Source organism: Aureimonas sp. Leaf454 (assembly GCF_001424685.1).
Taxonomy (GTDB): Bacteria; Pseudomonadota; Alphaproteobacteria; order Rhizobiales; family Rhizobiaceae; genus Plantimonas.
The window spans coordinates 213,922-228,072 of record NZ_LMQT01000024.1; the positions used below are offsets into that span (position 1 = coordinate 213,922).

The 14,151-nt window shown below is 68.6% G+C and carries 12 protein-coding genes; 7 read left to right on the forward strand and 5 right to left on the reverse strand.

Annotation, left to right across the window (positions count from 1 at the left end; translation table 11 throughout):
- Positions 1-110: 110 nt before the first annotated feature.
- Complete coding sequence (locus ASG43_RS20340; RefSeq protein WP_056509209.1) at positions 111-1,736, reverse strand: 5'-nucleotidase C-terminal domain-containing protein; 1,626 nt, start codon at positions 1,734-1,736, stop codon at positions 111-113.
- A gap of 225 nt (positions 1,737-1,961) precedes the next feature.
- Here ASG43_RS20340 and betA point away from each other — a divergent pair, with 225 nt between their 5' ends.
- The 4 genes from betA (at position 1,962) to ASG43_RS20360 (ending at position 6,707) form a co-directional block, all read left to right on the forward strand.
- Complete coding sequence (gene betA / locus ASG43_RS20345) at positions 1,962-3,623, forward strand: choline dehydrogenase (RefSeq protein ID WP_200939541.1); 1,662 nt, start codon at positions 1,962-1,964, stop codon at positions 3,621-3,623.
- 93 nt (positions 3,624-3,716) lie between these two features.
- A complete protein-coding gene (locus ASG43_RS20350) occupies positions 3,717-4,007 on the forward strand; it encodes a DUF433 domain-containing protein (protein WP_082491081.1) in 291 nt (96 codons plus the stop codon).
- A 42-nt stretch (positions 4,008-4,049) separates the two neighbouring features.
- Positions 4,050-4,295, forward strand: coding sequence for a hypothetical protein (locus ASG43_RS20355; RefSeq protein WP_156386810.1), 246 nt, complete (start codon positions 4,050-4,052; stop codon positions 4,293-4,295).
- 252 nt (positions 4,296-4,547) lie between these two features.
- Positions 4,548-6,707: a malate synthase G gene (locus ASG43_RS20360; protein WP_056508774.1), complete on the forward strand. Its 2,160-nt coding sequence runs from the start codon at positions 4,548-4,550 to the stop codon at positions 6,705-6,707.
- Between the two features lie 138 nt (positions 6,708-6,845).
- On the opposite strand, the gene ASG43_RS20365 is transcribed toward ASG43_RS20360, so the two are convergent.
- A complete protein-coding gene (locus ASG43_RS20365) occupies positions 6,846-8,462 on the reverse strand; it encodes a TadE/TadG family type IV pilus assembly protein (RefSeq protein WP_056508776.1) in 1,617 nt (538 codons plus the stop codon).
- Between the two features lie 334 nt (positions 8,463-8,796).
- On the opposite strand from ASG43_RS20365, the gene ASG43_RS20370 reads away from it, so the two are divergent.
- On the forward strand, positions 8,797-9,489 hold the full coding sequence (locus ASG43_RS20370; RefSeq protein WP_056508778.1) for a ceramidase domain-containing protein: 693 nt from the start codon (positions 8,797-8,799) through the stop codon (positions 9,487-9,489).
- Positions 9,490-9,638: 149 nt separating this feature from the next.
- Here the strand turns inward: ASG43_RS20370 and ASG43_RS20375 are convergent, their stop codons facing one another.
- Positions 9,639-10,433: a L,D-transpeptidase gene (locus ASG43_RS20375; protein WP_082491083.1), complete on the reverse strand. Its 795-nt coding sequence runs from the start codon at positions 10,431-10,433 to the stop codon at positions 9,639-9,641.
- A 243-nt stretch (positions 10,434-10,676) separates the two neighbouring features.
- On the opposite strand from ASG43_RS20375, the gene cueR reads away from it, so the two are divergent.
- The gene (cueR, locus tag ASG43_RS20380) at positions 10,677-11,114 is read left to right on the forward strand and encodes a Cu(I)-responsive transcriptional regulator (protein ID WP_056508780.1); all 438 of its coding nucleotides are present in this window, start codon (positions 10,677-10,679) and stop codon (positions 11,112-11,114) included.
- Positions 11,115-11,295: 181 nt separating this feature from the next.
- Positions 11,296-11,817 carry an MmcB family DNA repair protein gene (locus ASG43_RS20385; RefSeq protein WP_056508782.1) on the forward strand — a complete coding sequence of 174 codons (522 nt, stop codon included), beginning with the start codon at positions 11,296-11,298 and terminating at the stop codon, positions 11,815-11,817.
- A gap of 65 nt (positions 11,818-11,882) precedes the next feature.
- On the opposite strand, the gene ASG43_RS20390 is transcribed toward ASG43_RS20385, so the two are convergent.
- Positions 11,883-12,458: an ActR/PrrA/RegA family redox response regulator transcription factor gene (locus tag ASG43_RS20390; RefSeq protein ID WP_056508783.1), complete on the reverse strand. Its 576-nt coding sequence runs from the start codon at positions 12,456-12,458 to the stop codon at positions 11,883-11,885.
- 167 nt (positions 12,459-12,625) lie between these two features.
- Positions 12,626-13,912: an ActS/PrrB/RegB family redox-sensitive histidine kinase gene (locus tag ASG43_RS20395; RefSeq protein ID WP_056509216.1), complete on the reverse strand. Its 1,287-nt coding sequence runs from the start codon at positions 13,910-13,912 to the stop codon at positions 12,626-12,628.
- Positions 13,913-14,151: the final 239 nt, after the last annotated feature.

Here is a 14,151-nt window from a genome sequence, read left to right on the forward strand (position 1 = left end):
CCGGACGAGCCCGATCTCCATCGCCGTCCGAAGCCCGGTCCGGGCGAGATCGCGTTCCGCCCGTTCCACGGGACCGCCGAGCTCGCGCCGTCCGCGGATCGCGAACCGGTCTATTCCACCCGCCGGATCCGCCCGTCCGTGCCCGGCGTGAACTGCGCGCCCTTCGCCGCCAGGTATTCCGTCACGACGGTGTCGAGGGTCGGGCCGTAATCGTAGGCCTTGCGGCCCTTCTCGGCGAAGACCGCATAGCCGTCGCCGCCGCCGCGCAGGAAGTTGTTGGAGACGACGAGGTAGGTCGCGGCGGGGTCGAGGGGAGACGCCTTGCCGTTCACGACGAGGCGAACCGCGCGGATGCGGTCCTTGCCCGGCGTGCCGGACGGCGACCAGTCGACCTCGATGCCGGCGACCTGCGGAAAGCGGCCGCCGAGCTCCTCCACCTGCGACACGCCGTTTTCCAGCGCCGCGATCACCTCGGCCCCGGTGAGTTCGAACGTCGAGAGCGTGTTCTGGAAGGGCAGCACGGTGAGCACCTCGCCCATCGTCACGGGGCCGGCATCGATCGAGGCGCGCAGCCCGCCGCCATTGGCGATGGCGATCTGGACGCCCTGGTCGCGGACGCGCGACAGCATGGCATCCGCGACGAGGTCGCCCATGGCGCATTCGCCGGAGCGGCAGGTCTCGCGCTGGCCGTCGATCGCGGCAGCGGTCTCGGCGACGACCTTCGACTTCAGCGCCTCCAGCGGTTTGGCGAGTTCGGCGATCCGCGCGGTCACGCCCTCGTCCTGCGCGACGGCGGCATCGAGGAGCAGCGGCTCCCCGGCGGCTTCGAGAACGCGCCCGGCTTCGTCGAAGACGAGGTCGAGCCGACCGAGATACTTGCCGTAGGAGCCGGCCTGCACGATCGGGACCGCATGTCCGTCCGGCGCTGTGACGAGCGTCGGATAGGGTCCGGCGGCGCCTTCGACCGTGTTGGAGAGAAGCGTGTGCGAATGGCCGCCGACGATGACGTCGACCCCCTCGACGGCCGCGGCGATGCGCTGGTCCTCGGCGTAGCCGGAATGGCTGAGAAGGATGATGCGGTCGATCCCCGTCGCCTGGAGCGCGGCGACGCTCCGCCGGACCGGCTCGACCGGGTCCTCGAAGCCGATCGTCCTGCCGGCCTGCGTCAGGACGCCGTTGTCGCGCGGCGTCAGGCCGATCACGCCGTAGCGATGGCCGCCCTTCTCGATGACGGTGGTCGGCGCGACTTCGGCGGCAAGGCCCGGCTCGCGGGAAAGATCGGCGTTCGCCATCAGCAGCGGCAGGTCGAGCTCCCTTGCGAAGGCTTCCAGAACCGGCACGCCGTTGTCGAATTCGTGGTTGCCGACGGCCATCGCCTCGTAGCCGAGCCGTTCCATCAGCTCGGCGACCTCGCGGCCGAGATAATGGGTGTAGAAGAGCGATCCCTGGAACTGGTCGCCGGCATCGAGAAGGAGCGAGTTCGGCGCCGAGTCCCGCGCCGCTGCGATCGCGGTCGCCAGCCGCGCCGTGCCCCCGAAGCAGGCCTTCGCCTCGATGTCCTTCGGACCGCAGGTGGAATCCGACTTGTTGATCGGCTCCAGTCGCGAATGCACGTCGTTGGTGTGGAGGATCGTCAGCCGGTCCTCGGCCCCGGCAGGGCTCGGCGAGCCTGACAGGACGAGGCCGGAGGCGAGAAGGCCTGCAACGAAACGGGTGGCGCGAAGACGATGGGTCATGCTCGGTCGCTCGAAGGAGGGATCGGGTATCGGCATCTGGGTCCGCACCTTGACCGGTTCGACCGGAGGCTGCAACCGCGCTCGCGCCGCGCCGGGGATCTTCGACCCGTTCGCCATGGCCGAATTCCGACATCGGCGGGTCGCGCCGAGGACGGGTGGCCGGTCTCCGCCTTGCGACAAGGGAAGCGCCCGGCTCTGCGGCACTGCAACAGGAGGAGCGTCCGGATGCATGTCATCGACGAAGCGGATTACGTGGTGGTCGGTTCGGGCTCGGCCGGCGCGGCGCTCGCCTATCGCCTGTCGCAGGACGGGCGCTACGACGTCGTGGTGATCGAGGCGGGCGGAACGGATGCCGGTCCCTTCATCCAGATGCCGGGTGCGCTGTCCTTTCCCATGAACATGAAGCGCTACGACTGGGGCTACCGGTCGGAGCCCGAGCCCGGGCTCGGCGACCGCCGGCTCGCCACGCCGCGCGGCAAGGTGCTGGGCGGATCCTCCTCGATCAACGGCATGGTCTACGTGCGCGGCCATGCCCGCGATTTCGACCATTGGAGCGAGGCGGGCGCGAGCGGCTGGGCCTATGCCGACGTCCTCCCCTACTTCAAGCGCCTGGAGGCGATGGAGGGCGGCGATGCCGCCTGGCGCGGCCTGTCCGGTCCCTTGAACGTCAAGCGCGGCGACATGCTGAACCCGCTCTACCGCACCTTCATCGAGGCGGGGCGCGAGGCCGGCTATCCCGTGACCGACGATTACAACGGCGAGGCCCAAGAGGGCTTCGGCCCGATGCAGCAGACCATCTGGCGCGGGCGCCGCTGGTCGACGGCGAACGCCTATCTGCGTCCCGCCCTTCGGCGCGGCAATTGCCGGCTCGTCGGCGGGGAGGCGGTGAAGCTCGTCTTCGAGGGCGAGCGCGCCGTCGGGGTGACGTTGAAGCGGGCGCGGCGGCTGAAGGGCGTCGTGCGGGCCCGCCGCGAGGTGGTGCTGGCCGCCGGGGCGATCAACTCGCCGCTCCTGCTGCTCCGCTCGGGCATCGGCGATCCCGCCGAGCTGAAGGCGGCGGGCATCGCGGCGAAGGTCGCGCGCCCCGGCGTCGGGCGCAACCTGCAGGACCATCTGGAGCTCTACATCCAGCAGGAATGCACGCAGCCCATCACGCTGAACGGCTATCTCAACCTCTTCGCCAAAGGGCGCGTCGGCTTGGAATGGATGCTGCTCCACACCGGTCACGGCGCGACCAACCATTTCGAGGCCTGCGCCTTCGTGCGCTCGGACGCGGGCGTCGAATATCCCGACATCCAGTACCATTTCATCCCCGCCGCCGTGCGCTACGACGGGACCTCCGCGGTCAAGGGGCACGGCTTCCAGGCCCATGTCGGCCCGATGCGCTCCAAATCGCGCGGCTCGATCCGGATCCGGAGCGAGGATCCCGCCGAGCTGCCCTCGATCCGCTTCAACTACATGAGCCATCCCGACGACTGGCGCGAGTTCCGGACCGCGATCCGCCTGACGCGCGAGATCTTCGCGCAAGCCGCCTTCGCGCCCTATCGCGGCCGCGAGATCCAGCCGGGCGCGGACGCGCAGAGCGACGAGGACCTCGACGCCTTCATCCGCGACCATGCCGAAAGCGCCTACCACCCCTGCGGCGCCTGCCGGATGGGCGCGGTCGACGATCCCGACGCCGTGGTCGACCCGGATTGCCGCGTCATCGGCATCGAGAGCCTTCGCGTCGCGGACTCATCGATCTTTCCCCGCGTCACCAACGGCAATCTGAACGCGCCCTCGATCATGGTGGGCGAGAAGGCGGCCGACCACATTCTCGGCGAGCGCCTTGCGCCGGACCATCGCGCGCCCTGGATCCATCCGGACTGGGAGACGCGCCAGCGCTGAAGCGCGGTTGATCTTTGCGCAAGCGGGGCCGCCATTGCGACAACGTCCCCGCAGGCTTGGTCTCGGCGCCAAACCGCCGGGAGATTCCAGACGATGGACAGGGACGTCGAACCTGTGGTGGTCCGCCAGGACGGCGGTCTCGGCGGTCGCCCGACCTTTCCGGGAACGCGGGTCCAGGCTGAGATCCTGTTCGAGAATCTTGCCGAGGGCCACTTGATCGACGAGATCCTCGAGGACTTTCCCAGACTTGATCGCAACGATCTTCGGGCCGCGATCATCGAGGCCGGCCGGCTGATCATCGAGCGCGCTCCGACGACGTCGACGTTTCCGACAACGGATGCAACGGCGCTGCGGGAGACGTCGCATGCGCGTCTTTCTCGATGAGACCATGCCAAGCCGCTTCGCCATGTGCTCGACGGACACCACGTGTCCTTCGTCGAACAGGAAGGCTGGAAGGGCAGACGGAACGGTGAGCTTTCGTCGCTGGTCGAGAATGCATTCGACGTTCTCGTGACCTCGGATGGCAATCTAGAATTTCAGAACGAGCTCATCGGTCGCTCCCTCTCGCTGATCGTGCTCCCGACGAACGATCTGACGCTCCTTCCAGCGAATGCGATCGCGCTTCGACACATCGTGGACGACATGATGGAGTTCGAGGGCCGGTCATCGTGACGGTGGGCTGGAAGGGGCAGCGAAGCCTTCGAACGCTGGATGCCTTGTCCGGAGCGTCGTCGGAGATGGCGCCGGTCACGGGTTTCGGTCGATCGGATGAGGGACGACCCGCCCGTCGCTGACCCGCGAGGAAGCCCTCGACGCGTGACATCCGGGGCGCCTCACGGCCTCCGCCGACGATCCGCCGGATTGACACCGCCCGCACCATGAACGATGGCCAGTGCAACACGAGACGTCTGGAAAGATCGAGACATGTCCGCCATCACCGTCCACGGCCTCACCATCTCCGCCGACCTCAAGCGCTTCGTCGACGACGAGGCGCTGCCGGGAACGGGCGTGGAGGCGCAGGCCTTCTGGGCGGGCTTTGCCGCTCTCGTCGAGGACCTCGCGCCGAAGAACCGGCGACTTCTCGCCGTGCGCGAGGAGATGCAGGCCGCCATCGACGCATGGCACCGCGCCCGGCGCGGTCAGCCGGTGGACGAGACGGCCTATCGGGCCTTTCTCCAGGAGATCGGCTATCTCGTGCCGGAGGGACCCGCCTTCTCCGTCGACACCGCGAATGTCGATCCCGAGATCGCTACGATCCCCGGTCCGCAGCTCGTCGTGCCGCTGATGAACGCGCGCTACACGCTGAACGCGGCCAATGCCCGCTGGGGTTCGCTCTACGACGCGCTCTACGGCACGGATGCGCTCGGCGACGCACCCGCGGGCAAAGGCTACGATCCCGAGCGCGGCGCCCGCGTCGTCGCCTTCGCCAAGGGCTTCCTCGACGAGGTTGCCCCGCTCGACGGCGCGTCCCACGCAGACGTCACGGCCTATGCGGTCGAGGAAGGCGCCCTGGTCGCCGCCACGCCGACGGGCCGCGCGGTGCTGACCAATCCCGCCGCCTTCGCGGGCTATCGCGGCGAGGCCTCGGCGCCCGTCGCCATCCTCCTGCGCCACAACGCGCTGCATCTGGAACTCGTCGTCGATGCGACGAGCGAGATCGGGGCGAGCGATCCCGCCGGCATCGCCGACATGGTGATCGAATCCGCCATCTCGACGATCTGCGACTGCGAGGACTCCATCGCCGCCGTCGATGCCGCCGACAAGACCGCCGTCTACCGCAACTGGCTCGGCCTGATGAAGGGCGATCTGGAGGACCGGTTCGAGAAGGGCGGCCGGACGGTCACCCGCCGGCTCAACCCCGATCGCGACCACACCGCGCCGGATGGCGGCGCGCTGACGCTGCCCGGCCGCTCGCTGCTCCTCATCCGCAATGTCGGGCATCTCATGACGAACCCGGCGATCCGCCTCGCGGACGGTTCCGAGGTGCCGGAGGGCATCATGGACGCCATGATGACGGTCATGATCGCGATCCACGATCTCCGGAAGACGGCGGGCATGCGCAACTCGCGGGCCGGATCGATCTACGTGGTGAAGCCGAAGATGCACGGGCCGGAGGAGGTCGCCTTCGCGGGCGAGATCTTCACCCGCGTCGAAGCCGTGCTGGGGCTTGCCCCGAACACCGTGAAGATGGGCATCATGGACGAGGAGCGCCGCACCTCGGCCAATCTCGCCGAATGCATCCGCGCCGCGAAATCCCGCGTCTTCTTCATCAACACCGGCTTCCTCGACCGCACGGGCGACGAGATGCACACCTCGATGGAAGCCGGCGCCATGGTGCGCAAGGGCGCGATGAAGGGCGAGCGCTGGATCAAGGCCTACGAGGACCGCAACGTCGACATCGGACTCGCCTGCGGGCTCAAGGGCCATGCGCAGATCGGCAAGGGCATGTGGGCCATGCCCGCCCTCATGCGCGACATGCTGGAGCAGAAGCTCGCCCACCCCAAGGCCGGCGCGAACTGCGCCTGGGTCCCGAGCCCGACGGCGGCGACGCTGCACGCCACCCACTATCACCTCGTCGACGTCCTCGCCCGCCAGGACGAGATCGCGGCCGGCGGTGCGCGCGGCACGCTGGAGGACCTGCTCGCCATTCCCGTCGCGCAGGGCGCGAACTGGAGCGAGGAGGAGGTCCGCGCGGAGGTCATGAACAACGCGCAGGGCATTCTCGGCTATGTCGTGCGCTGGGTCGACCAGGGCGTCGGCTGCTCCACCGTGCCCGATATCGAGGATGTCGGCCTGATGGAGGATCGCGCGACCTGCCGCATCTCCTCCCAGCACCTCGCCAACTGGCTCCATCACGGCGTCGTTTCGAGGGACGAGGTGATGGAGGCGATGAAGGCGATGGCGGCGAAGGTCGACCAGCAGAACGGCAACGATTCGAACTATCGCCCCATGGCGACCGATTTCGACGGCTCGATCGCCTTCAAGGCGGCCTGCGATCTCGTCTTCGAAGGCCGGGTGCAGCCGTCCGGCTACACCGAACCCGTGCTCCACCGGCGTCGCCTGGAGCGCAAGGCGGCGGGCTGACGGCCGTCATCGCCGGGCCTGCCGGGACGGTGCCCGGGCAGGCGGCCGGCCGGGACGTTCCCGGCTGATCCTCCGGCGCGAGCGACGGCGCGGCCGGAGGTCCGGCTTGCCGCCCGCTGCGCGACGCCGGCAGGAGCGTCAGGACGTGATGCGCAGGCGCAGGATGCGCTGGGTGATGTCGTCGAAGATACCTTTGAGGTCGGCCGCGGACCGCGCGTCGTAGTAGTGATCGGCGTCGGTGGCGCACTGGCTGAGCAGCTTGGAACTCGCCGCGCTGTTGACCTCGAGGCGGATGGCATAGAGTTCGGACGTGTCCTTGGCCCGGGCGCAGGCCTCCGCGGTTTCCGCGTTCATGGCGCTCGTGATCGTGGCATCGCTCGGCGGGGGGCTGGCCAGGAGCGCGCGCTGGCAGGCCTTGGTCTTGCCCGAGGAGGCGTCCTTGACCTTCGTGCACTTCTGCTTGGACTTGTCGGCGAGATAGGATTTGTTCCAGCGTCCGTCCGCCACGTAGCCGTAGGCCGAATAGCCCGAGCCGTTCGGATTGGAGGCGCGACCGATGACGTTGTCGCCGTCCGTGAGGACGACCATGATCTTGCGCACGTCGCTCTTGGGATCGGCGCCCTCGACGAAGGGGGCCCCCGGCGACAGGACGCGCTGGCCCCAGGCGACGCCTTCGGTGATGTTGGTGTTGCCGGCCGCCTGAAGACTGCCGATCTCCGACTTCAACGCGTCGGGATCGTCGCTGAGGGGCGTGATCGGCCGCGAATCGCAGCCGCGATTGGGGTCGCCGCCCCGCGAGCCGCCGCTGAGAAGGCTGCCGACGACCTTCGTCAGGTTGGAGACGAGGTTGTAGGCGATCGTATCCACGTCGGCGGCATCGGTCGCGACGTCCAGGCCGAGTCCGGCCAGCGTGTCGTCGTTGACGTAATTGTTGAGATAGGCGTAGCCGCCCGGCTCGTCCGGCGCCAGGAGCGGCACGAACAGCGTCTCCGGCTTGGAGGCGGTCGGCGCGGCATCGTTGGTGGCGAACCGTTCGTTCACCTTGGTGCCTTCGAGGCGCGCTTCGACGCAACCCTTCCAGGACGTTCCGAGATTGCCGAACACCTTCAGCCGGTTCACCTTGGCGGGAATGGCGCTGTTGGGCAGGTAGTTGCGACCGGCGCTGTCGATCCATGCGGCGTCGAGCTTGTCGGGGCCGACATTCACCGCGCTGGAGAAGGGGACGATGGCGAAGCGGACCCGCTCGCGGAGTTCCGGCGTCGCCGTCAGCTCGTCGATCATCTCGGCCGCGGCCTTCTTCATTTCCGCAAGCTTCGTCCCCGCCATCGATCCCGTCGTGTCCAGCACGAGGACGATCTCGTAGCGGGTCCGCGGATATTCCGCCGTGCTCGACACCTCATCCGACAATCGCCGATAGCCGAGAACCGCGCTGAGCGTCGTGTCGACGGCCGTTTCGGCGGCGACGGTCGCCTTGTCGCCGTCGAACGAGACCTGCAGGTTCTGGAAGTCGGACCCGTAATTGGCTTCGATCATCTGGTCGGCGATGGTCATCGCCCGATCCGCATCGAAACCGGACGACTTGATCACCGCCAGCGCCGCGGCATCGGCCGCCGATTGCAACCGGGTCTTGGAGCCGTAGGCGCGCGAGAGATCCACGACGCCGCCGACCACGAAGACGAGAGGAACGGCCGCGATGGCCGCCGTGACGGCGAAATTTCCGGCGCGGTCGCGCCCGAACCTTCCGATGCGAGCCATGGCCGGCCTCTCTCTCGGAGCGTCGCCGGTTCGGTCGTTTGGACACAAAGGGGGACGCTCGAACATTTCGCAGAAGAGCAGGAAGGTGTCCGAAGTTCAGGAAGGCTTCGGACTGCTGCTCTCGTCAGATCGAACCTTACGAAAGGGTCCCTTACGAAACGCTCAAAATGGACGTGACATTTTCGAGCGATGTCGGAAGCCGGCGACGGATCGGGCGTTCGCGTCCGCCGGGGCCGCGTCTTTGCAAAGCACTTCCCGCTTCGTGCGGGGCGCAAGCTCCCCGAAGAAGAAGCGGCGACGCATTCCTCACGCTGCGAAGGGTGCTGCACCCGGCATGACCTGGACCGATCCGATCGACGCCTATTGCGAGCGCATCGACGCGAGCTTCTGGGCCGAGCCGCTGAACGCGGCGTCGAACCTCGCCTTCATCCTCGCCGCCGCGCTCGCCCTTCGCCTGTGGCGTCGCCACGACGCGGCGACAGGGACGCGACGCCGCCGGCGCGATCTCGCGAGCCTCGGCCTCGTCGTCCTGGTGGCGGCGATCGGCGTCGGCTCGTTTCTCTTCCACACCTTCGCGGATCGCTGGTCGGTTCTGGCCGATGTGGTGCCGATCGGGATCTTCATCTACGCGGCGCTGGCGCTCGTTCTGCGACGGCTGGCGGGATGGTCGCGCCTGCAGGCGCTGCTCGGCACCCTCGTCTTCGCGGCTCTGTCGCTGGTCGTCGAGCGCGCCGCCGAGCCCCATCTCGGCGGCTCCGCGGCCTATCTTCCGGCGCTGGCTGCGCTCGTCGCGGTCGGCGCCGGGCTGATCGCGACGCGCCGTCCCGAGGGGCGGCGCATCCTCGGCGCCGGTTGCGTCTTCGCCGTGTCGCTGACCCTTCGGACCCTCGATGGACCGCTGTGCGACATGGTTCCGGCCGGAACGCATTTCCTCTGGCACATTCTCAACGCGGCGACGCTCGGCCTCATTCTCACCGCGGTGATCCGCCGGGGGCCCGCGCCCTCGAGGCCCCGCATCACGGCGTGACGGCCAGCCGACGCCGGCGCGTCCCGCCTGCGCAGGCGGGACGTCGTCGACGAAAAAAAAGGCCGGGCGCTTCCCCCGAAGCACCCGGCCCACGCGGTCGTCCCCGCGATGTCTCGTCCGTCGACGATGTCTGTGTCGATGAAGGGCGCTCAGCTCGGCCGGGCGCGCTTCGTGGGGGCGCTGGAGACCTTGGGGTCCACCAGCCGCTCCTTGCCCTGCAGGACGACGACGCGGGCGTTCACGGGCACGCGATCGTAGAGGTCGATGATGTCCTGGTTCATCAGGCGGATGCAGCCCGAGGAGGCCGCAGTGCCGATCGACTGCCATTCGGGCGTGCCGTGCAGGCGATAAAGCGTGTCCTTGTTGCCCTGGTAGAGGTAGAGGGCGCGGGCGCCGAGCGGGTTCATCAGGCCGGGCTCCATGCCCTTGCCGTCGCGGAAGCGCTCGAGGTCGGAGCGGCGGTCGATCATCTCCATCGGCGGAAACCATTTCGGCCAATGCTGCTTGTCGCCGATCTTGGCCTCGCCGGCCCAGGAGAAGCCCGCCTTGCCGACGCCGATGCCGTAGCGCATCGCCGTGCCGCCGCGCTCCAGCACGTAGAGGAAGCGGTTGGCCGTGTCGACGACGACGGTGCCGGGCTCGTAGTCGCCGGCATCGTAGACGACGCGCTGGCGCAGGAACTTCGGGTCGATCCGGGTGGCGGGAATGGTCGGAAGCTGGAAGCCGCCGTCCTCGAGAGCGGCATAGGCGGTGACCGGCGCCGCGCCGAACGTGCGGTCCTCGGCGGGCGAGGGCGAGGCATAGGCGGTGATGCGCGACATGATGGAGGGCGACACCTGGGACTGCGCGAGTTCCGCCCGGTTCGACGTCGATGCGCAGCCCGTCAGGAGGACGAGGGCGCCGAGCGCCAGGAACGAGGTCACGCGTCGAGATATCAAGGTCATAGTCGCCGGATCCAGCATTGCGGAGTGGGCGTCGGCCGGCGCTGCAAGGCACGGACGATCGCGGGAACTCCTTGAGAAGGCGTCCCCTTCGATAGGCCCCGCAGAGGCGGCTGACAACGCGAGCAATCTCTCCGAACATGGTTAATAAAATGCTTGTTGCGGAGGGGTCACAGTTGACGATGCCGCACCCCGCCGCATGTCCTTTGCGTGACATCGTTTCGTCCGACAGTGCGAGGACTTCTCATGAATATCGGGGAAGCGTCGCGGCGCTCCGGGCTGCCGCCCAAGACGATCCGCTATTACGAGGAAGTGGGTCTGGTCCGGCCGGCGCGGGCGCAGAACGGGTATCGCGACTATCGTGAGCGCGACGTGCATCTGCTCCGGTTTCTCCAGCGATCCCGGTCGCTCGGCTTCTCGATCGAGGAGGCGCGGCGTCTGCTCGCGCTCTACGCGGACGACCAGCGCCACAGCGAGGACGTCCGGCGGATGGCGAGCGGCCGGATGGCCGAGATCGACCGCAAGATCGAGGAACTGATGTCGCTGCGCAAGGCGCTCTCGGTCCTGGCCGAGCAATGTCCGGGCGACAGCGGTCCCGACTGCCCCATCCTGGAGGAGATCGCCGGCGGCGACACCGCCGCCTCCGCGCCCCTGCGCATCAAGACGCCGAAGTTCGACGGCTGAAGCCGCGAAAGGGTCTCTCCTTCATCAAGGCCGGCTTCCCGCAGGCCAGCCGGCGAGCCGATCCGGTGACGCCATCGGGGGTGACGGTCCCCGCGGTGAGACGACCCGCCGCGTCCTTCGTCGCCCTTTTGTTCTCGTTTTCTCTTGCGGCGAATCAAGCGGCGGCGTTACGACGTCCGCCATGCCGATCGTATCACCCTTCAAGCTCGAACCGCTCGTCGACGGCCGCCAGTCCGACCGGGCGATGCGGGTGCGCCGGGGCGTGCAGCGCCTGATGGCCGCCTGGCGCGTCGCTCTCCTGCCCGAAATGGCGCTCGCCTCCGGCCGTCGGGCCGATCTCGTGGGCCTGACCGACAAGGGCGAGGTGCTGATCGTCGAGATCAAGACCTCGATCGAGGACTACCGCGCGGACCGGAAATGGCCGGACTACCGCCAGCACTGCGACCGCCTCTATTTCGCGACCCATCCGGGCGTGCCCGTCGACATCTTTCCCGACGATTGCGGCCTGATCCTTTCGGACGGCTACGGAGCGGAAATGCTGCGCGAGGCGCCCGAGCACAGGATGGCCGGTGCGACGCGCAAGGCCTTGACCCTGCGGTTCGCCCGGGCCTCCGCCGACCGTCTGCAGCAGGCGGAATGGGCGGCCAATCCCTTCATGACGGCCCTGCCGGACGGGGAGATCGAGCCGGACGAAGGGACCTGATCGAAGGCCCGCCCCCGCCGTTCCCGCCAGGAGCGGACGGCGGAAGGCAGACGCTCTCGGCGTCCTCAGCGCGGGGCGCGCTTGGCGAGGATCCGCTGGAGCGTGCGACGATGCATCGAGAGGCGGCGCGCCGTCTCCGAGACGTTGCGCTCGCAGAGTTCATAGACCCGCTGGATGTGCTCCCAGCGGACCCGGTCGGCCGACATCGGGTTTTCCGGCAGTTCCGCGCGCGAGCCCGGAACGCGCATCAGCGCGGCGATGACCTCGTCGGCATCGGCGGGCTTGGCGAGATAGTCGATCGCGCCGAGCTTCACGGCCGTCACGGCCGTCGCGATGTTGCCGTAACCGGTGAGAACGATGACGCGGGCATCCGGGCGCGAGCGCTGCAGAGCCTCGATCACGTCGAGCCCGTTGCCGTCGCCAAGACGCATGTCGACGACGGCATAGGCCGGCGCCTTCGTGCGGATGGCGGCGAGGCCCTCGGCCACGCTGTCGGCGGTGCGAAGCTCGAAGCCCCGCTGTTCGAGGGCCCGCGACAGGCGCAGGAGGAACGGCTTGTCGTCGTCGACGACGAGAAGGGACCGGTCGCCCTCCGGGATGGCGATGCGGGACAGCGTGGTGGAATCGGTGTCTGCGAGCATGGGATCACATCCATCGGCCGCCGCGCCCCGGACGCCGAACGGCGGCCTCAAAGGGCGCGGACACAACCTTGCCCGAACGAAATGGCTCCGTTCCCGGTCCGTTCAAGCGCCCGCGGAGCCGCTGCCGGTCACTTCGTCGAGAGGACGCGGGATCGTCGTGGCGGACATCAGATCTCGCCGGGAGGCGTTCGGGACACGAAGGCCTCGCGCGGCCAGTGGATGGCGACCGATGCGCCGCTGCGGTCCTGCCGGTTGGTGACCGTGATCGTCGCGCCCGAACGCTCCAGGAGCGTCTTGGCGATGAACAGGCCGAGGCCCAGCCCGCCGCCGGCCTTGCGCTCCCGGTTCTCGCGCCGGCTCATATAGGGATCGCCGATCCGGCCGAGCATTTCCGGCGCGAAGCCCGGCCCGTCGTCGAGCACGACGAGATCGACCCCCTTCGCCGTCCAGCCCGCCTGGATCACGACCTCGCTCGCGGCGAAGTCCACGGCGTTCTCGACGATGTTGCCGAGCCCGTAGAGAACGCCGGCATTGCGGCGCATCACCGGCTCGGCATCCCCGCGCTCGCTCGCCTCCACCCGCACCGCGATGCCGAAATGGCGATGCGGCTCGGAAATCTCCTCGACCAGCGAGAGCAGCGGCAGGCGCGCCATGTGCTCCTCCGACGAGGACGAGAGCGAGGTCAACTGCCGAAGGATGTCGCGGCACCGCTCGCTCTGCTGGATCAGGAGCTCGACATCCTCGCGCTCCGGCGCGTCGGCCCGCGTCGTGCGCCCCATCTCCTTGGCGACGAGGGCGATGGTGGCGAGCGGCGAGCCGAGTTCGTGGGCGGCGGCGGCGGCGAGCCCGTCGAGGGCCGAGAGATGCTGCTCGCGCTGGAGGACGAGTTCCGTCGCCCCCAGCGCGTCGGCGAGCGCGCGCGATTCCGCCGCGACCCGGTAGACGTAGATGCCGGAGAACACGATCGTCGTCACGATCGCGTACCAGAGCCCGGCCACGTAGGAGGTCGGCAGCATCAGCTCGACGCCCGCCGGCCAGGGCAGGGGCAGGTGGAAGAAGGCCAGAAGGGTCGCGGCGAGGACCGCGAGGATGCCGAGCCCGATCGTGGTCAGCGGCGGCTGCGTCGCCGAAGCCATCAGGACCGGGACGATCAGGAACACCGCGAACGGGTTCTGGATGCCGCCGGTGACGTAGAGGAGCGCGGAGGGCTGGAGGATGTCGAAGGTGAGGATCCCGACGGCCGCCCAGGAGGAGATCCGCCGGCTTTTCGGATAGGTCAGTCCGAGCGCGACGTTGAGCGCGGCCGAGACGGCGATCAGCGCGAGGCAGATGCCGACGGGATAGGGATACCAGAGCGCCCAGGCGACGAAGACGCAGGCCGCCGTCTGTCCCGCGACGGACAGCCAGCGCAGGCGCGTCAGCGTCGCGAGCCGGAGCCGCTGGCTCTCGTGCATGGGAAGGTCGAGGCCCGGCAGCGCGAAGGAAAAGCCCGATCGCGTGATCTGTTCGCTCATGCCGTCTCCTTGGCGCGTCCGCTCCTGGCGACATCCGGCCGGGCGTACGGCCGGACCTCGTCGCAAGTCCTTGAAAGCATGTTGCCCTTTGGCGGATCGACCACCCTATAGCCGGCCCGTCCCAAGACAACTAGCGCGCAAGGCGTCCCGAGACATCGTGGCGCGGGTCATGCCGGTGG